The sequence below is a fragment of the Roseibium sp. QJM3NY_11 genome (assembly GCF_056173175.1).
The window spans coordinates 1,111,097-1,127,648 of sequence record NZ_CM149660.1; the positions used below are offsets into that span (position 1 = coordinate 1,111,097).

General features: G+C 58.1%; 17 protein-coding genes. 1 reads left to right on the forward strand and 16 read right to left on the reverse strand.

Going from position 1 to position 16,552, the window contains the following annotated elements; translation table 11 throughout:
• Window positions 1-193: 193 nt before the first annotated feature.
• The 5 genes from AC0VX3_RS05085 to AC0VX3_RS05105 are packed head-to-tail and all read right to left on the reverse strand — an operon-like array spanning window position 194 to window position 4,667.
• Complete coding sequence (locus AC0VX3_RS05085; protein WP_475523809.1) at window positions 194-1,204, reverse strand: branched-chain amino acid ABC transporter permease; 1,011 nt, start codon at window positions 1,202-1,204, stop codon at window positions 194-196.
• On the reverse strand, window positions 1,201-2,064 hold the full coding sequence (locus tag AC0VX3_RS05090; protein ID WP_475523810.1) for a branched-chain amino acid ABC transporter permease: 864 nt from the start codon (window positions 2,062-2,064) through the stop codon (window positions 1,201-1,203). The genes AC0VX3_RS05085 and AC0VX3_RS05090 overlap by 4 nt, the downstream gene beginning before the upstream one ends.
• 1 nt (window position 2,065) lies before the next feature.
• Entirely contained in the window at window positions 2,066-2,770 is a 705-nt protein-coding gene (locus AC0VX3_RS05095; protein WP_475523811.1) for an ABC transporter ATP-binding protein, read from the reverse strand.
• Window positions 2,751-3,506, reverse strand: a complete 756-nt coding sequence (locus AC0VX3_RS05100) for an ATP-binding cassette domain-containing protein (RefSeq protein ID WP_475523812.1) — start codon at window positions 3,504-3,506, stop codon at window positions 2,751-2,753. The genes AC0VX3_RS05095 and AC0VX3_RS05100 overlap by 20 nt, the downstream gene beginning before the upstream one ends.
• Window positions 3,507-3,527: 21 nt before the next feature.
• Entirely contained in the window at window positions 3,528-4,667 is a 1,140-nt protein-coding gene (locus AC0VX3_RS05105) for a substrate-binding protein (protein WP_475523813.1), read from the reverse strand.
• A 218-nt stretch (window positions 4,668-4,885) separates the two neighbouring features.
• Here AC0VX3_RS05105 and pncA point away from each other — a divergent pair, with 218 nt between their 5' ends.
• A complete protein-coding gene (gene pncA, locus AC0VX3_RS05110) occupies window positions 4,886-5,509 on the forward strand; it encodes a bifunctional nicotinamidase/pyrazinamidase (protein ID WP_475523814.1) in 624 nt (207 codons plus the stop codon).
• Between the two features lie 89 nt (window positions 5,510-5,598).
• On the opposite strand, the gene AC0VX3_RS05115 is transcribed toward pncA, so the two are convergent.
• The 11 genes from AC0VX3_RS05115 to AC0VX3_RS05165 all read right to left on the reverse strand — a co-directional run bounded on the left by AC0VX3_RS05115 (window position 5,599) and on the right by AC0VX3_RS05165 (window position 16,419).
• On the reverse strand, window positions 5,599-6,144 hold the full coding sequence (locus tag AC0VX3_RS05115) for a MarR family winged helix-turn-helix transcriptional regulator (RefSeq protein WP_475523815.1): 546 nt from the start codon (window positions 6,142-6,144) through the stop codon (window positions 5,599-5,601).
• Window positions 6,101-6,802, reverse strand: coding sequence for an ABC transporter ATP-binding protein (locus tag AC0VX3_RS05120; protein ID WP_475523816.1), 702 nt, complete (start codon window positions 6,800-6,802; stop codon window positions 6,101-6,103). The genes AC0VX3_RS05115 and AC0VX3_RS05120 overlap by 44 nt, the downstream gene beginning before the upstream one ends.
• Window positions 6,795-7,568, reverse strand: coding sequence for an ABC transporter ATP-binding protein (locus tag AC0VX3_RS05125; RefSeq protein ID WP_475523817.1), 774 nt, complete (start codon window positions 7,566-7,568; stop codon window positions 6,795-6,797). The genes AC0VX3_RS05120 and AC0VX3_RS05125 overlap by 8 nt, the downstream gene beginning before the upstream one ends.
• On the reverse strand, window positions 7,565-9,427 hold the full coding sequence (locus tag AC0VX3_RS05130; RefSeq protein ID WP_475523818.1) for an ABC transporter permease: 1,863 nt from the start codon (window positions 9,425-9,427) through the stop codon (window positions 7,565-7,567). The genes AC0VX3_RS05125 and AC0VX3_RS05130 overlap by 4 nt, the downstream gene beginning before the upstream one ends.
• An 84-nt stretch (window positions 9,428-9,511) precedes the next feature.
• On the reverse strand, window positions 9,512-10,711 hold the full coding sequence (locus AC0VX3_RS05135) for an ABC transporter substrate-binding protein (RefSeq protein ID WP_475523819.1): 1,200 nt from the start codon (window positions 10,709-10,711) through the stop codon (window positions 9,512-9,514).
• Window positions 10,712-10,808: 97 nt separating this feature from the next.
• The gene (locus AC0VX3_RS05140) at window positions 10,809-11,876 is read right to left on the reverse strand and encodes an aromatic ring-hydroxylating dioxygenase subunit alpha (RefSeq protein WP_475523820.1); all 1,068 of its coding nucleotides are present in this window, start codon (window positions 11,874-11,876) and stop codon (window positions 10,809-10,811) included.
• A gap of 21 nt (window positions 11,877-11,897) precedes the next feature.
• The gene (locus AC0VX3_RS05145; protein WP_475523821.1) at window positions 11,898-12,482 is read right to left on the reverse strand and encodes an amino acid synthesis family protein; all 585 of its coding nucleotides are present in this window, start codon (window positions 12,480-12,482) and stop codon (window positions 11,898-11,900) included.
• Complete coding sequence (locus AC0VX3_RS05150; protein ID WP_475523822.1) at window positions 12,479-13,063, reverse strand: amino acid synthesis family protein; 585 nt, start codon at window positions 13,061-13,063, stop codon at window positions 12,479-12,481. Before AC0VX3_RS05150 ends, AC0VX3_RS05145 begins: the two co-directional genes overlap by 4 nt.
• Entirely contained in the window at window positions 13,056-13,943 is an 888-nt protein-coding gene (locus AC0VX3_RS05155) for a UPF0280 family protein (protein WP_475523823.1), read from the reverse strand. The genes AC0VX3_RS05150 and AC0VX3_RS05155 overlap by 8 nt, the downstream gene beginning before the upstream one ends.
• Window positions 13,943-15,397, reverse strand: coding sequence for a 6-hydroxynicotinate reductase (locus tag AC0VX3_RS05160; RefSeq protein WP_475525136.1), 1,455 nt, complete (start codon window positions 15,395-15,397; stop codon window positions 13,943-13,945). Before AC0VX3_RS05160 ends, AC0VX3_RS05155 begins: the two co-directional genes overlap by 1 nt.
• A gap of 188 nt (window positions 15,398-15,585) precedes the next feature.
• Window positions 15,586-16,419: a ferredoxin--NADP reductase gene (locus AC0VX3_RS05165; RefSeq protein WP_475525137.1), complete on the reverse strand. Its 834-nt coding sequence runs from the start codon at window positions 16,417-16,419 to the stop codon at window positions 15,586-15,588.
• Window positions 16,420-16,552: the final 133 nt, after the last annotated feature.

A 16,552-nucleotide genomic window follows, 5' to 3' on the forward strand; every position in this document is an offset into this window, starting at 1 on the left:
TCCCGCAACCAAACAAACGCAAATAAACAAAAAGCCCGCAAGGAGAAATCCTGCGGGCTTTTTGACGTTTGAGCGCCTCGCAGACATGCTCATCAACCGGATCCTTTCCGCAGCGGTTCGGAAAGCGCTGGTGACACGACAGATCTCATTCAGGAAAGCATGATGGCGGAGACAGCAGCCCTTGAGGATGAATTCAGGCGCTCCTGGCGTGTGCGCGTATCGTGTCGAGCCGGTAGATGATGTCTCCAATCAGGCCGCGCGGCAAAAACATGACACAAGCGATGAAAAGGCTTCCGAGAAACACAAGCCATGTTTCGTCAAAGACCGAGGACAGGTTGCTTTCCAGAACACGGACGAGAATTGCCCCGAGACAGGCGGCAATCAGCATGCCGCGCCCGCCCAAAGCAACCCAGATCAAGACCTCCGCAGACAGGGTAAAACCTATCAGGGAAGGTGAGACGAAACCGAACTGGGTCACAAACAAAGCGCCGGCCAAGCCTGCGAACGCCGCGCCGATGGCGAAGGCCGTCGCTTTGTATGCGGTTGTGTCATATCCGAGAGCCAGGGTTCTGGTTTCATGCAGGGACAGGGCTTTTGCCGCAAGTCCCCACCTGGATCGAAGAATGGCCGTGAGCACCGAAAAACCGAGAACGAGGGTGACGAGCGCCGCATAGTAAAGCGGGACGGTCTCCCAGACCTCGAACCCACCTCCGTTGAGGCCAAGGTTTATCGGTGGCACATTCATGAGCCCGTTGAGCCCACCCGCAAAGTCCCAGTTGATAAACAACCGTTCAACGACGAAGGCAACCGCGAGCGTCACGATGCCGAAAAAGGCGCCTTCAAGCCCTTTGGCCGAAAACAAAAACAGGCCAAGTACATAGGCAAAGAGGGCGGGAACGATCATGGCCGCCGCAAGTCCGGCCCATGTGGAGACAAGTCCCGCCGCTCCGGGAGCCATTCCCAGAGTGACGAAACTCATGGCGTAAGCGCCAAGTCCGAAAAAGACCGCCTGGCCCAGGCACAACAATCCGCAATGCCCCCAGACAAACGCGAGACTGGCTGCAAACAGGGCATAGGAGAAATATATCGACAGGTCGGCCAGGAGCCATTCGGCGGAGATCGCGGGCATGATGATAAGGATGAAAAGGCAAGCAAGCGCGGTCAGTACTTGTGTGTCTGCGGTCTCAAGCGTTTTCCGGATCATGTTTTGCGTCTCTTGTGAGCAAGCAGGCCGCCGGGGGCCAGGCGGATAACGATAATGGCAAGCACGAACACCACGAGCTGTGCCCAGACCGGGGACAGGAATGTTGCCGTCAGATTATCGGCCAGTCCAACTCCGCTTGCACCTGCAACCGGGCCTGTGATGGTCCCCAGCCCACCGACAAGAATGGCCAGAAAGGCCGGTACCAAAAAGCCAAGCCCCATTTGCGGATCCAGGGAAACAAGCGGTGAAATGACTGCCCCGGCAAGGCCGGCAAGCCCTGCTCCAAAAGCGAATGTCAGGCGATCGAGCCGGCGCGTATTGACCCCGAGGCAAGCGGCCATCGTCCGATTGGCGATCACACCTCTCGCGGCCAAACCGGTTCTTGTCTTGAAAAAGAACAGGAATGTTGCGGTCACGCAGCATATCGAAACCGCCATGATGAACAGCCGGTAGGACGGGTAGGACGTTCCCAGGATCGGTACCGCTGCGCTGAATGGCGCTTCGACGGAGTAGGAGCCCGGACCAAATCCGATGACGATCAATTGTTTGATCAGCAAGGAAATGCCCCAGGTGGCCAGGATTGTATCGACTACCCGGCTGTAGATGCGCCGGATCACCAACTCTTCAAGGACGAGGCCGACAAGGCCCACGACAATCGGAGCAAGGACCAGACCTATCCAGAAGGATCCACCGGACATTTTGACAGCCAGCAAGACGTACCCGCCAAGCATGAGAAACTCGCCGTGGGCGAGATTGATCACATTCATGAGCCCGAAGATGATCGCAAGTCCCAGCGCAACAAGAAGCAGGATGAGTGCATAGTTGCATGCGTCGAGAAGGATGATGGCCAGTTCGCTCATGTCAAAATGCCAGATACTTTTGAATCACACCGGAATTACCGGCCATTTCACTGGCGAGCACTTCGCCCTGAATGGATCCATGCTCCATAAAGACGGCGCGGCTGCAGATCCTGGTGACCATATCGATATTCTGTTCGACGAGGATGATGGTTACGCCCCTTTCTTCGGAAATCTGTTTCAGCATTTGTCCGATTTCGGTGACGATGGAGGGCTGAATGCCTTCGGACGGCTCGTCCAGCAGAAGCAAATCAGGCTGTCCCATCAACGCCCGGCCGATTGCCAATTGCTGCTGTTGCCCGCCGGAAAAGGCACCGGCCTGCATTTTGGCCCGCTCGCGCAGGACCGGGAAAAGACGATAGACTTCATCAAGGTCCTCTCTGGTCGCCTTCAAGTTGCCCAGCAACAGATTCTCTTCAGTCGTGAAGTCCTTGAAAATTTCCCGTCCTTGCGGAACATAACCAATGCCGGAGGCGGCGACCTGGAACGGCGCTGCACCCGTAATGTCGCGCCCGGACATCCGGATTTGACCATTGCGCAGCTTTATGGTGCCCATGATGGTTTTCAGCAGCGTGGACTTGCCGACACCGTTTCGCCCCATCAATCCGACGATCGTCCCCGCATCGACACTCAAGGACAAACCCTGCAGGACCGCCCCTTCGCCATATCCTGACGTGACTTCAATCAATTCAAGGAGTGGCTGGACCAAGATAGGCCTCCTGAACGGCTTTCATCGTTCGAACGTCTTCATAGCCTCCGTCGGCAATGATTTTACCGTCCATCATCACCGCAACCCTGCAATCGAGTTCCTCCACGAACCACATGTCGTGTTCGATGAGAATGATTGAGACGGTTCCCCGAGCCATCAGACTGGAAATGAGATCAGCTGTCTTTTGCGTTTCCTGCCGGGTCATGCCGGCGGTGGGCTCATCCAGCAAAACAAGACTCGGGCCCATGCCGAGGACCATTCCGATTTCCAGCCACTGTTTTTGCCCATGCGACAGGTGTCCGGCGGTCGTTTCTGAAAGATCTGAAAGCGCAATTGTCTCAAGAATGCCGTTCGTATCAGCAGTCTTTTCCCCGGAATGCGGCAACAAACCGAGCAGCCCGCGCTGTCCCGCCTTTGAAAAAGCCGCCACTTCCAGGTTTTCCCGAACCGTCAGGTCATCATAGACCGACGGCACTTGAAATTTGCGACCAATGCCGAGGCGGGCGATCTTGTGTGGGGCCAGCCCCACCAGGGATTTCCCGTCAAGCGACACGGTCCCGGCTGTCGGCGACAAGAAACCTGAAACAAGGTTGAAGAACGTTGTTTTTCCGCAACCGTTCGGCCCGATGATGCACAGGAGTTCGCCTGCACCAACCGTCAGATCGAGCCCGGCGATGGCCTTGACCCCGCCGAAACTCTTGAACAATTCCCGAACCTCCAGGCCGCTTCCGGACATGAGCTGTTTCAGATCCGGCGTTCAGGAACACAGGGCGTTCGGAGCGAGGCTGCCGAGCGCCTCAACAACCTTGAGGTCTCGTCCCTCGGTCTTTGCCAGATACATGTTCATGGTCACATGATGATCAGCGGCACCGATCGTGAGCGGTCCGGTCGGGGTTTCGATGGTCAGGCCCTCTAGCCCGTCGACAAGCGCCTCCTTGTCGGCAGTTCCAGCTTTCTCCAGCGCGGCCTGCACGGCTTTCAGGGAATTGTAGTGGGTCATCACATAGTGGGAAATCGGTGTTCCCACGCCCGCGGATTTCCGGATCTTGGCAACGAAGTCCTGAGCTTCCGGTGTGTCCAGAGAGGCAGCGAAGGGAACCGTCACCCACATGTTCTGGCCTTTGCCCTCTCCAAATGCGCCAAGATATGTCTCGGCAAACCCGAGGAAACCGACCGTCACTTCGTCCAGAAGGCCAAGGTCTTCCGCCTGCTTGATGAAGGTGATGCCATCCGCGCCCGGGAGAGCGAACAGCAGAACCTTCGCCCCGGAGTCCTTGATCTTGCGAATGACGGGTGCAAAGTCCTTCACGCCCCAGGGCGTAAACTCGGTGCCTGCGACGCTGCCCCCGAGATCTTCGATCAGCCCGGAAGCTGTCTCGAACATTTTTTGCGGCCAGACATAGTCCGCGCCGAACATGTAGAAGCTGTCGCCTGCGTTTTCCTTCAGGGCCGGGATCAGTTTTTCCAGTTCCTGGTTGGGGACCGTGTTGAACCCGAAGATGTAGCGGTCACATGCACCGCCTTCGTAGTTGGTCGCGTAAAGAAGCGGTGTGTTCATGCGCTTGACCGTTGGCGCCATCGCATCCCGGGCGTTTGAGGTGATCGGCCCGCTCAGAGCGAGCACCCCGTCGCGCCGGATCAGGGATGTTGCACGTTCCACGGAGGTTTTCGGATCGGTCTTGTTGTCTTCGTAGATCACTGCAACGGGCTGTCCGAGTATGCCGCCGGATGCATTGATCTCCTGCGCGGCGAGATCCAGTCCCAGCTTGGCCTGGTTTCCGAACAACTCCAGCCCGCCCGAGAAAGGCAGAACCGCTCCGATCTTGATCGGTTGCGATGAAGCGATTGCCGGGGCGGCAAATTTGGCGGCCGCGAGTACGCCGCCGGTTGAATACATTGTGGCCGACAAAAAACGGCGCCGAGACAAATTTCCCATCTGACTGATCCCCTCGATCATACTTGTAAACCGGATTGCAGGCCTTCTGAACGCACCTTTCAAATCGTGTGTATGCTAACAATTGAATGATGGGTTGGCAACGGCGATTCGCCTGCTAAATTGGCGTGATAAAAAAGTGTGCAACTTTTCAAATGACCGAAGAAGACAGGGGAACAGACATGCCAATCACTGACCGGGACGTGCTTGTCGCAATCGATGTTCAAAATGATTTTTGTCCCGGAGGGGCATTGGCCGTCGCCGACGGGGACGCTGTTGTTGCGCCGATCAACGGGCTTGGTGAAAAGTTTTCGCACATGGTGGTCACGCAGGACTGGCACCCGTCGGGACACTCGTCGTTCGCCAGTTCGCATCCGGGAAAAGAGCCATTTTCCCTGACGGAGCTGGACTATGGGGCGCAGACCTTGTGGCCGGATCATTGTATCCAGGGAAGTCAGGGGGCCGCGTTTCACAAGGATCTTGTTCTGACGGGCGTTGAACTTGTGATCCGGAAGGGCTTCCGGGGCGGGATCGACTCCTACTCGGCGTTCTTTGAAAACGACAGGAAAACGCCGACCGGCCTTGCCGGCTATTTGAAGGAGCGGAGCTTGCGACGGGTGTTTCTGGCAGGGCTGGCCACCGACTTCTGTGTGGCTTTTTCGGCGGTGGATGCCGCGGTGCTCGGTTTTGAAACGTTTCTGATCGAGGATGCTTGCCGGGCAATCGACATGGACGGTTCTCTGGACGCGGCCCGCAAGGCAATGGCCGATGCGGGGGTCCGGACTGTCGCAAGTCATGCAATGTGATTTTGTGTTTGGTTTTCAGACAGGAGTTCTGGAACGTCAACGGCCTTTGCTGGCCGGTCCGCATGCAACCGAGCCGCCTGGCTGAATGCTTACTGAATTTTCTTCAGAAGCCGGGACAGGGTACGCCGCTCGGCTGCTGTCAGCGGGGCGATTGTCTCGGTGGACACCTCAAGGCCGAGTTTAGCGTTTGCACCGAAGTAGCGGTGCCCCTCCTGTGTCAATGAGATCAGTTGCCTGCGTTTGTCGCCGGGATCCTTTTCGGATTGCAGCAAACCGCGCGCGCTCAATCGGTCGACAACACCCTTTGTTGTCGCCACGTCCAGTCCAACCGTTCTGCCCAGCCGGTTTTGTGAAACCAGGCCCAGCTCTGTCAGGCGCGCCATGACAGCGAACTGAGTCGGGGTAAGATCCTGGATCTTTTCGGAGAAGATCACCGCATTGCGCTGATAGGCCTTTCTGAGAAGGTAGCCGATCTGTTCATCCAGAACGTAGCCGTGATCGGAAACGTCATCGCCCGGCTCATTCGCTTCGGAGAACAGTGCTTGTTCGGCTTGATCGTTCACAGTGTTTCCTTGTCGCCTTTGCGGCCATTCAGACAGACAGATAGGCATCCCGGATTTCGGGTTGGTTTTCAAGTGTGGAAAATGACCCGTCGAACTTCTTTTCACCGCCTTCGATAATAACGGCCCGATCGGCGACGGCTCCGGCAAAATGGAGGTTTTGTTCCGAGATTATAACAGTCAGGCCTTCCTGCTTGAACCGGAGAATGGTCTTTGCCATCTGCTCGACGATGACGGGCGCTATGCCTTCAGAGGGTTCGTCCAGCAGCAAGAGTTTCGGATTGCCCATCAGTGTGCGCGCAATGGTCAGCATCTGCTGTTCGCCGCCGGACATGGCCTTGCCGCGGTTGTGCCTTCGCTCCCAGAGGTTCGGAAAAATCTCGAACAGGGCCTCCAGGGTCCACTCGGGAGCATCGCTGCGGGCTTTTTGACGGCCAACCTCGAGGTTTTCCAGGATGGTCAGATCGGTAAAGATGCGCCGCTCTTCTGGGACGAAACCGACACCGAGCCGGGCAACCCGATGTGATGGCTGTCCTGCGATGTCGGTCCCTTCGAAGATGACGGAGCCCGACTTCGGGCGGACCAGCTGCATCACGGATTTCATGGTCGTTGTCTTGCCTGCGCCATTGCGCCCCAGCAGTGCCACCACTTCGCCCCGGCCGACGGAAAAACTCAGATCGCTCAGAATATGCGCCTTGCCGTAGAAACTGTTGAGGGATGTGACTTCAAGCATGGGCGTCCTCCTTGTTGAAGAGCATCCCGCCACCCAGATAGACCTCTTGAACCTTCTTGTTGTTGCGGACTTCCGTGGCTGTGCCATCGGCAATGAGTTCACCGCGGTTCAGGACCATGATGTGGTGCGCATGGGCGAAGACCACATCCATGTCGTGTTCGGTAAAGAGAACGCTGACGCCCCTCTCGCTTACGATATCAGAGGTCAGCTGCATGAGCTTGATCCGCTCTTTGGGGGCCATTCCGGCAGTCGGTTCGTCCATGAGCAGCAGTGTCGGATCATTGGCAAGGGCGATCGCAAGTTCCAGGCGTTTGAGATCGCCATAAGCCAGGATCGCGCAGGCCCGGTCGGCCTGATCCGCCATGCCGACGATCTCCAGGAGCTCCGTTGCCTCTTCCCGGTAGAGCTTGTAGGCGTAGGGCCTGATGGCAAAGATCTTGCGGTGATGAGACATCAGGGCCATCTGGACATTCTCGGCAACCGTCATGCTCTGATACGTGCCCGTAATCTGAAAAGTGCGGCCGACACCCCGGCGCCAGATGTCCCGTGGCGGCTTTCCGGTTATCTCCTCCCCGTTGAGAAAGACATTTCCCGAAGAGGGGGGCAACTGACCCATGAGCATGTTGAAGCATGTGGATTTTCCGGCACCGTTCGGGCCGATCAGAGCCTTGAGTTCTCCGGCGGCGACTTCGAAACTTACGTCCTTGACCGCCTGGATGCCGCCGAAGAAGCGGTTCAATCCGTTGACCTTGAGCACGGCGTTCATTTCATGAACTCCTCTGTCCGGCGCAGTCCGATGCGTTCACTGACCTTTCGGAGTGTTCCGACAATGCCGTCAGGAGCTATGATGACAACGCCGATGATCACGAGGCCCAGGATCAGCCGCCAATATTCCAGCCGTGTGAGCCAGTCTTTGGCCACTTCCATGAAACCCGCGCCGACCACGCCTCCGGACAGTGTTTTCACACCGCCGAGAAAGACCACGATCAAGGCATCAAAACTCTTGGAGATTTCCAGTTCGTTCGGGAAGATCGAGCCCTTTGAGAAGACAAAAAGTCCTCCGGCCAGACCGGCAAGAGCGCCCGCAATCGAGAAGGCCAGCCACTGGATCAGCTTGACGTTGATCCCGGTCGCTTCCGCCTGGCGCGCACTATCTCGTGTGCCACGCAGCGCATAGCCGATGGGTGCATGAGTAAGATGGCGCAAGAGGATGATGCCGCCCACCCCGACAATCAGCGTGAAATAATAGTAGGCGGTTGTTCCGGAAAGCCACTCGGCGGGCCAGATATTGACCAGTCCGTCATCGCCGCCTGTCACTTCGTACCACTGGAAGGCCGCAGACCAGATCAGCTGGGAGAAGGCCAGCGTCAGCATGGCGAAATAGACACCGCTTAACCGGATACAGAACCAGCCGAAGAGGATCGCCAGCAGGCCCGCGGCCAGAGGGGCAAACAGAAACGCAATCTCCATGGGGGTGTCCGAGTAGGAAACCAGCAGCGCGGCTGCATACGCGCCACCACCGAAGTAGGCGGCATGACCGAAGCTGACCAGGCCTCCCGTGCTGAGTATGAATTGCAATGAGGCCGCAAACAGGCAGAAGATGATGATGTCGGTCAGCAGGACCTGCGTGAAACTTCCGCTGAAGGCGGGGACCAGAGCGAGCACGGCAAGAAGCGCAGCAACCGCCAAGCGGCCGTACAGGCCCGCCGGACGGATGGGCCTGTCGGGTTCGCCGGACTGACCATGCTCTCCAGCTTTTTCTTCGCGTCCGAAGAGCCCGTAAGGCCGCAGAAGCAGCACGACAGCCATCACGACGTACATCAGCACAAGCGTGCTCTGGGGAAGGTAGGCGACACCGAAAACGTTGAGAACGGAAATCAGAACAGAAGCGACGAAAGCACCGGGAATTGACCCCATGCCGCCGATGACAACCACCACGAAAACCGAGGAGATGATGTTCAGGTCCATCAGGAGATCAGCCCCGCCTTTCGGCAGCTGGATCGCGCCACCGAGCCCGGCCAATGCAGACCCGAGGAAAAACACGCCGGTAAAGAGCCAAGACTGATTGACCCCGAGGGCCCCGACCATTTCCCTGTCCTGCGTGGCGGCCCTGACAAGAATTCCGACGCGTGTTTTGGTGATAAGCCACCACAGGCCCAAAAGGATGAAGGGCGTGATCGCGATCAGCGCAAGATCATATTGTGGAACGGGTTCGCCCATGATGCGAACAACGGATTTCAGCCCGGGAGCTCGAGGCCCAAGGCGGTCCTCCGCCCCCCAGATCATCAGCGCAAGATCCTGAATGACCAGAATGACACCGAAGGTCGCCACCAGCTGGAACAGCTCCGGGGCGCGGTAAACCGGCCTGAGGACGCACATTTCAATGATGACGCCGATGAGTCCGACGATCAGGCCTGATAGCAGGATCGCGCCCCAGAACCCGAAGGCCCCGGGCAATGTGTTCATCAGGGTTATCCCGAAATAGGCACCGAGCATATAGAGCGACCCGTGTGCGAAGTTCACGATCCGGGTAACCCCGAAGATCAGTGACAGCCCGGAGGCCACCAGAAACAAAGCCGCGGCGTTTGCAAGCCCTGTCAGGATCTGAGCAACAAAAAGACCCATGGGGAGTTACCATTCCTACGCAAAGATTTGACGGGCCGGCGCGGAGAGACCCCGCGCCGGGAAAGTCTTCGGTGAAGTGCAGGCTTATTCAGCCGGACGTTTCGCCTTGATTTCTTCGTCGCTCGGCATGTAGGGGACCGGGTCCTTGTAGGACCAGTCAACCATGACCCCCTTGCCGTCTTTCAGGGCTGTGGTTCCCACGTATGCCCCCATGGTCGACTGATTGTCGATGCCGCGATAGACAATCTCGCCCATGGGCGTATCGACCTTGAGGTCTTCGAAGGCCGCAAGGAGAGCAGGTGTCTCCGTCGATCCGGCTTTTTCCAGTGCGGCTGCGATGCTTTTCACGGTCATGTAGCCGACAATGGAACCGATCTTGGGTGTTTCGTCCGGGTATTCAGCCGTGTAGGTGTCCACGAAATCCCTGGCAGGCCCTTCCGTAAAGCTGTACCAGGGATAACCGGTAACGAACCAGCCTTCCGGAGCCTCGTCAGCCAGCGGCTCGAGATATTCCGGCTCACCGGTCAGTAGTCCGTAGACCTTTCGGCCGTCGAATACGCCGCGAGTAGAGCCCTCACGGACGAATTTCTGCAAATCCGGACCGAAGGTGACGTTGTAAATTGCATCCGGTTTTGCCGCTTCGATTGCCTGGACTTCCGCTCCGGCATCGATCTTGAACAGAGCAGGCCACTGTTCGGCGACAAATTCCACTTCCGGCTTGAGCTTCTTCAGATTTTCCTTGAAAGCTGCAACAGCGGCAGTGCCGTAGGCATAGTTGGGAGCGATCGTGGCATACCGGACAGCATCTGTCTTGGCAGCTTCTTCGGCCAGCATGGCTGCCTGAACGAAGGTGGAGGTGCGCAGGCGGAATGTGTACGGATTGCCGGATTCCCAGACCAGCGCATCGGCAAGCGGTTCCGCGGCCAGGTAGATATAGCCCTTTTCACCGGCAAGAGACGCGATTGCGAGACCGACGTTCGAAAGGATCGTCCCGGTGAGCATGACCGCGCCGTCACGGGTCATGAGTTCTTCGGCAATCTTGACGGCGTCACCAGGCTTGCCGTTGTCGTCACGGAAGATGAACTCCAACGGACGATCCAGGACGCCGCCTGCGTCGTTGACTTCCTTCAGGCCGAGTTCGATACCCTTCTTGTAGGGTTCGGCAAAAGCGGCCAGCCTCTTGTAGTGGTTGATTTCACCGATTTTGATGCTGTCCGCGGCAAAGGATGAACAGGTTGCCGCAAGCAAGGCGGCGCTTGCCGCCACTAAGGTTTTTAAACTCATTCTACTTCCCTCGTTCTGGTAGGTGATTGCGGCGCCTTTTTCGGTCGCTCTGTATCGTTTGGTCTGATCCGCCGCGAGGTTCCCGCTTGTTGAAAGATCAGTCGTGGTAGACGTAGGCAGGGGTCGGATTGGACGCGAGATCTTGCGTCCGTTCCTTCTCTATGAGTTCGCTGATGCGCTTTCGGTAGACCATCGGTCCCTTGTCGATGGCAATGCGGATGGGACGGCGCTTGGCAGGCCGGTCTTCTTCCTGCTGAATGGCCTCCAGCACCTCCTTGTCTTCCTGAAAAGCGATCCTGAACATGGCGTCCATGCTTTCGGAGGCTGCCTCATCGTCAATCGCCGTGTTTCGAACGTGCATCCAGCGGTCGATCGTGTGGTCTTTGGTGACCGGTGTGAGAAAGTGCAGCGCGAAAATCCTGTTGCCTTTGTCGCGTTCGTCTTCCGCCAGATTGTCGGTGGTGGGAGCGCTGCCGAAATCGATCACTGCGATCGAAGGCGTATGGAGATAGTAGTAGTGCCAACGGTCGACATTGTCCGTGAAGCCTCCGAACTTCCTGAAGAAACCGATCGGCTCCGCGTCCCGGATCCAGCGCCAGGCGACGATCGTCTTCCCCTCGGTTGAAACATGCACCGGGATGTTTTCCGAAGCGGCGTTGCCGAGAGTTGTCGGGTGAACGAAGCTCACATGAGCCGGGTCGACGAGATTTTCGGCGACGTTCAGGTAATTTGCTTTCAGATGCAGCGCATCGCCCTGATGGGCCAGCCAGTTGGGGTCTGTGAACTCCGGCATGTCGAAAATATCATCCGGGTCAGCCTTTTCCCTGTCGCCTGTCCAGATCCAGGCAATGCCGTGGCGTTCGTGAACCGGATAGGACACGACGTAAGCCGAGCTCGGAAGATTGCTCTGGCCCGGTATGCGAACGCATTTGCCGTCGCAGTCGAACGTCATTCCGTGATATCCGCACTGGATATCGTCTCCCATACGCTTGCCAAGTGACAGGGGAAGCAGCCGGTGGGGGCACTGGTCCTCCAGAGCCGCGATCGTGCCGTCCGTCTTCCGGTACATGACGATATGCTCGTCCAGGATCGTGAAACGACGGAGCTCGTCGTCGATCTCGGAAGACCAGGCTGCGACGTACCAAGCATTGCGAACAAATTCCATGGCTCTCCCTCCTGTCTACGGCTATCTCAAACCGTCGGTTCCTGTGAGTTTGCTGTGGGTCAGCCCCCCGACTCTCGGCAATGGGCGGCCTGTGGGTGAAAGGGCAATCGCAATCAGAATTTCGTCGGCGCGGGGGGCGTCGGAAATCCGCGCTGGCATTCCATCGAAGTGGGAACGGACGTAGGCCGCATCCTTGTGGCCAAGCGGCACGTCAAGCGTGTCTCCCGGCCCGCCCATCTTTTTCGAGGAGGGCACCAGCGCCTTGCCGCCCCCGATCACGCCGCGCAAAGGTGCGCCGAGTGCGGGATGCAGAACCGCAGCTGCATGTTCTAGTTCGCCGGCTTCTCCGACCAGCGCGGCCTTGCCGAAACTCTGAATATCCGCCGGCTGCAATCCGCTGACTTCAAGGCATCTTCTGGCGAGCAGATCACCCATCTCCGCTCCGATCTCGATCAGCTCGGAAAGATCTTCCGCAAACCGGCCCGCTACCGGATTGGTCACGACAGCCGAGCAGCACACACGCACGGACGCAGGGGCTACCCGCTGACCGGCCTCTCGACTGACCGTTTCCAGAGTGGTAACAAGTTTGCGGATCAGGGCCGTCATCTCAGACCGTCTTCTCCCTTTATCTCGGAAGCTTTCAGGCCACCGACACGTGCATGAATGCGCGGGCCGGTGGTCATCACGAGCGCCAGCAGAATTTCGTTGGCTTTCGGCCCGTCAGCCAGACCGACCTCCATCGAATCGAAGTGGGAGCGGACATAGGATGCGTTGCAGTGGGTTACCGGAACATCGAGCGTGGTGCCCGGCCCGCCCACCTTTTTCGTCGAGGGCACGATTGCGTTGGATGCGGGCAGGATTTCGCGCATGGAATAGCCTCCGGGAACATGCCAGAGCGCTCCGTGCTCCAGCTCTCCGGCAATTCCGACGATGGCGCCCTTGCCATAGCCTTCAATGACGCTGGCATCTCCGCCAAGTACGGTCACCATCCTCTCCGCCATTCGCAGGCCGAGTGGTTTGAGATCGTCCATGAAGCCCGAGATGTCTTCGACATAGGATCCCGCAAACGGGTTCTCGATGACGCTGACCATGGCCACGCGGCGCAGAGGGTGCTCCGATGCCGGGCCGCCTTCATGAAAGATCTCTTCCAGTGTCACTGCGGTCTTGCGCAGGATCGGTTCAAGCACAGGCTGCCTCCCTCATTTCGCTTGTTGTTATGTGCTGTGCTGGAGAAACGACGCGGCGCTCGCCGGACAAGGCGATATAGGCGGCCACAATTCGTCCTGTCGTCCGATAGTGTTGCGCCGTTTCGACACCGCGCTGAAGCGCTGCTTCAATTTCGTTTGGCGTCAGTTCCGCAACGCCCGTTGTTACCGGCCTGTCTTGAAGATCGCTGTCCGGAGACAAATCCGAGGCTGATGTGCGCCCAATTTTGGAGGACCGCGGCAAGTCTACCTTGTTGGCGATCAGCGTTGCGGCAGCATCGGCTTGGGCTGCGCTTGAGGCCAGGACCGTCACCGCGTCTGCGATTCCCAGCGAATGGGACCGGCCGCGCCAGCCGCTTGTGGCCAGACCACCGATTCCGTCGTCAGGACCGATTTCCACCGATCCGCCCGACAGGCCAATTGCGGGATCGTCGCATATGCCGATCCTGAATGACCCTTCCCGGACGAACAGCGCAATGTCACCGCCGTTGTTCACATAGGCCCTGGTCAATGTCCGGCCATCGCGCAAGATGCTCAGGACATGGTCTGCCACACTACCGGCAACAGCGGCCATTGGCGTGATGAATTCAGGCGTGAAGGGCTGCGTTGCCGCCCACATGGTCTTCGCGACCGGTCCAGCAGGCGGCGGTCCGGAGGCCGCACGCAGGCGCGGCAATTCATCCGTAAGGCCGGTGAGGACGGCCGGGAAAGCGGCCCGGACCCGGGCATAGGCTTCGGACACCTCCTCCGGTGCGCCGAAGGCCTCCAGTACGAGGTCGATCGGTCCATGCTGAAGATGAAGCCGCCGCCCGTCCGGGAGCATCCGTGCCGTGGGTGTTTCCGACCAGGTCCGGCGGGTCATCAGGATGTCCCTTTCCACGGGTAGGCGTTCGCCCTTGTCGGCCAAGGGCTGTCGGCCGGTGTGGCAACACCACGTCGGCCGGTCAGAATGTGATCGTTTTGCCTGCCGGTTTTTCCGGACAGGGCCTCTTGCAGCGGCATGACGTAGTCCATGTGCCCACCGAGTGCCCGATAGTCTTCTGCGCGCATCGTGAATTCGATCGGTGCCACAAGCGCCGGCGTTGGAACGTAGCCGAAGGCATTCTTCGGCATGCGTGTCACATCGGCCATCAGGGTTATGCCGCCGCCTGGCCAGATATAGACCGGCGCACCGCCGCAGCTCACATAGGTCAGGGACTGCTGGACGGACCGGGTCAGGCCGACAGGATGTTCCGTTACTCCGGACCGCAGGGATCCGCCGGCTCCTGCCATGAAGAGCACCGAGGTCAGAGCCGGTTCGCAATTGTCCTCGATCCGTTTCACCGAAGGAAGGAGCCGGTCGGGCATCTCCTTTTGAACCGGCAACAGCTCTTCATCGAGTTCGTAATAGGCGGCATGTTCTCCGGTTGTGGAGACCATCAGCAGGCTCAACCCGGGTCTAGCGGTCCTGGTGTCGAAGTTCCCGAGAATGGCCAGTGGGTCCTGCAGGTTGGTTCCACCCCATCCCGTCCCCGGCTCGGCCACCTGGAAATAGCGCCCCGGCGTGGAACGGCGCCCGTTGATCTTGACGCCTGTCGGTTCCCATCCGATGACCTTGCCCGCCTGGTGCTCGGACATGACACCGGTGATGTGATCGTCGACAACGACCACTTCATCGACAAGCCCTTTCCATTGCGCGGCGAACATTCCGACGGTTGCCGACCCGCAACCGACCCGCATCCGTTCTTCGGATGTGCCATTGATGATCGGGGCCTTGCCCGCCTGGACCTGAAGGTTCGCACCACCATCGATTTCAAGCGCGACGTCTTCACCGTTGCACAGTGCAAGCATTGTCGAACAGGTCAGCCGGCCTTCTTTTTTCGAGCCCCCGGTGAGGTGATGCACTCCGCCAATGGAGAGCATCTGGCTGCCATACTCCGATGTTGTTACGTGGCCGATCACTTCTCCACCCGACCGCACGGGCGCGCATTCCTCGCCGAGGTGACGGTCCGTGTCGATCTTCAGCTTGACGCCGCAGTAGCTGAAAATCCCTTCGGTCACGACCGTGATCATGTCGATGCCATCGACTTCAGAGGCCACTATGAAAGGCGCGGGCTTGTAGTCGGGATAGGTCGTTCCTGCGCCTATGGCCGTGACGAAACCGTCCTTGCCGGGCACAATTTCGCCGTCCCATTCCTTTTCCAGGAAGGGAACGACATCTCTGCCGGACGCCTCGGTGTGTTCGAGAATTTTCAAGGGATCGAGGCGCACCAGCTGGCCGTTGTCGTTGGCATAGCGGTCGCAGGCGCCGGAACGGCCTTCAGCGATGTAGCACATCACCGGACAGGCGTCGCAACGGATCTTTTCTGGCTTGCCTTCAGCAGCAGTCAACGTCCTGACTCCCTTTGTACGGCGTCTGCATTTCGTTAGTATGCAAACATATTTTCGAAAAACGTGTCAATGCGGATTGCGCGCGCTCAGCGCTGAATTGCTGTGCAGCCATGCCGGAATTCGCATCACGATCTTCAATCGACAAATGCTCGTTCCACAACAAACTGGGACGGTTTGTTGTTCGCGCCCTCTGTCAGTCCGTGGCTGATGCAGAGTTCCTTCGTGTCCTTGAGCATAGCCATGGAGCCACAGATCATGGCGCGGTCTTCTTCGGGGGAGATCCTCGGCAAGCCGAGATCATTGAAGAGTTTTCCGCTGACAATCAGGTCGGTCAGGCGGCCCCGCCTGGTGAAATCCTCTCTTGTCACTGTCGTGTAGTGCAGGAGGTTGTCCCGAACCAGTTCACCGACCAGGGGGTCTTCGCGCAAATTGGCGACAAGGTCCTCGCCGTATTTGAGTTCTTCGCATGTCCGGCAGCCATGGGTCAGGATCACCTGCTCGAACTTGTCATAGGTTTCCGGGTCGCGAATGAGGCTGGCAAAGGGGGCTATGCCTGTTCCCGTTGAGAACATCCACACGCGTTTGCCAGGAAGAAGCGCGTCGTTGACGAGTGTTCCAGTCGCCTTTTTCCGCATCAGGACAGTGTCGCCGGGCTGGATTTTCTGCAGATGCTCGGTCAGCGGGCCGTCCGGAACCTTGATGGAATAGAATTCCAGTTCTTCATCCCACGCAGGGCTGGCGACCGAATAGGCCCTGAAAACCGGTTTTTCTGCATTCGGAAGGCCGATCATGGCGAACTCACCCGACCGGAATCGAAATTGCGGGGGCCGGGTGAGGCGAAAACGGAACAAGGTGGCAGAATAATGCTCAACCTCATTCACCGTGAGTGCGTAGCATCCGCCAGGAACGGGAAAAGGTGAGGGTTTCCCTTGTAGAATCGGCAATTCGATATCGAGCGCTTCAGACATGACGACATGACTCCCGGCTTGTTTCGTGCCTGCGAGGTTCGTGATTTTTGTTAGTATACAAACGAATAAAAAATATAAAAGCAAACAAAAAATGCATGCGCAAAATTTGAGCTATAAATTCGTGGACCGTGCT

What these genes read in the sequence shown, in the direction of transcription:
- AC0VX3_RS05085 (WP_475523809.1), bottom strand. Translation starts at nt 1,204, where the DNA reads ATGATCCGGAAAACGCTTGAGACCGCAGACACACAAGTACTGACCGCG.
- AC0VX3_RS05090 (WP_475523810.1), bottom strand. Translation starts at nt 2,064, where the DNA reads ATGAGCGAACTGGCCATCATCCTTCTCGACGCATGCAACTATGCACTC.
- AC0VX3_RS05100 (WP_475523812.1), bottom strand. Translation starts at nt 3,506, where the DNA reads ATGTCCGGAAGCGGCCTGGAGGTTCGGGAATTGTTCAAGAGTTTCGGC.
- AC0VX3_RS05105 (WP_475523813.1), bottom strand. Translation starts at nt 4,667, where the DNA reads ATGTATTCAACCGGCGGCGTACTCGCGGCCGCCAAATTTGCCGCCCCG.
- pncA (WP_475523814.1), top strand. Translation starts at nt 4,886, where the DNA reads ATGCCAATCACTGACCGGGACGTGCTTGTCGCAATCGATGTTCAAAAT.
- AC0VX3_RS05120 (WP_475523816.1), bottom strand. Translation starts at nt 6,802, where the DNA reads ATGCTTGAAGTCACATCCCTCAACAGTTTCTACGGCAAGGCGCATATT.
- AC0VX3_RS05125 (WP_475523817.1), bottom strand. Translation starts at nt 7,568, where the DNA reads ATGAACGCCGTGCTCAAGGTCAACGGATTGAACCGCTTCTTCGGCGGC.
- AC0VX3_RS05130 (WP_475523818.1), bottom strand. Translation starts at nt 9,427, where the DNA reads ATGGGTCTTTTTGTTGCTCAGATCCTGACAGGGCTTGCAAACGCCGCG.
- AC0VX3_RS05135 (WP_475523819.1), bottom strand. Translation starts at nt 10,711, where the DNA reads ATGAGTTTAAAAACCTTAGTGGCGGCAAGCGCCGCCTTGCTTGCGGCA.
- AC0VX3_RS05140 (WP_475523820.1), bottom strand. Translation starts at nt 11,876, where the DNA reads ATGGAATTTGTTCGCAATGCTTGGTACGTCGCAGCCTGGTCTTCCGAG.
- AC0VX3_RS05145 (WP_475523821.1), bottom strand. Translation starts at nt 12,482, where the DNA reads ATGACGGCCCTGATCCGCAAACTTGTTACCACTCTGGAAACGGTCAGT.
- AC0VX3_RS05155 (WP_475523823.1), bottom strand. Translation starts at nt 13,943, where the DNA reads ATGACCCGCCGGACCTGGTCGGAAACACCCACGGCACGGATGCTCCCG.
- AC0VX3_RS05160 (WP_475525136.1), bottom strand. Translation starts at nt 15,397, where the DNA reads ATGTGCTACATCGCTGAAGGCCGTTCCGGCGCCTGCGACCGCTATGCC.
- AC0VX3_RS05165 (WP_475525137.1), bottom strand. Translation starts at nt 16,419, where the DNA reads ATGTCTGAAGCGCTCGATATCGAATTGCCGATTCTACAAGGGAAACCC.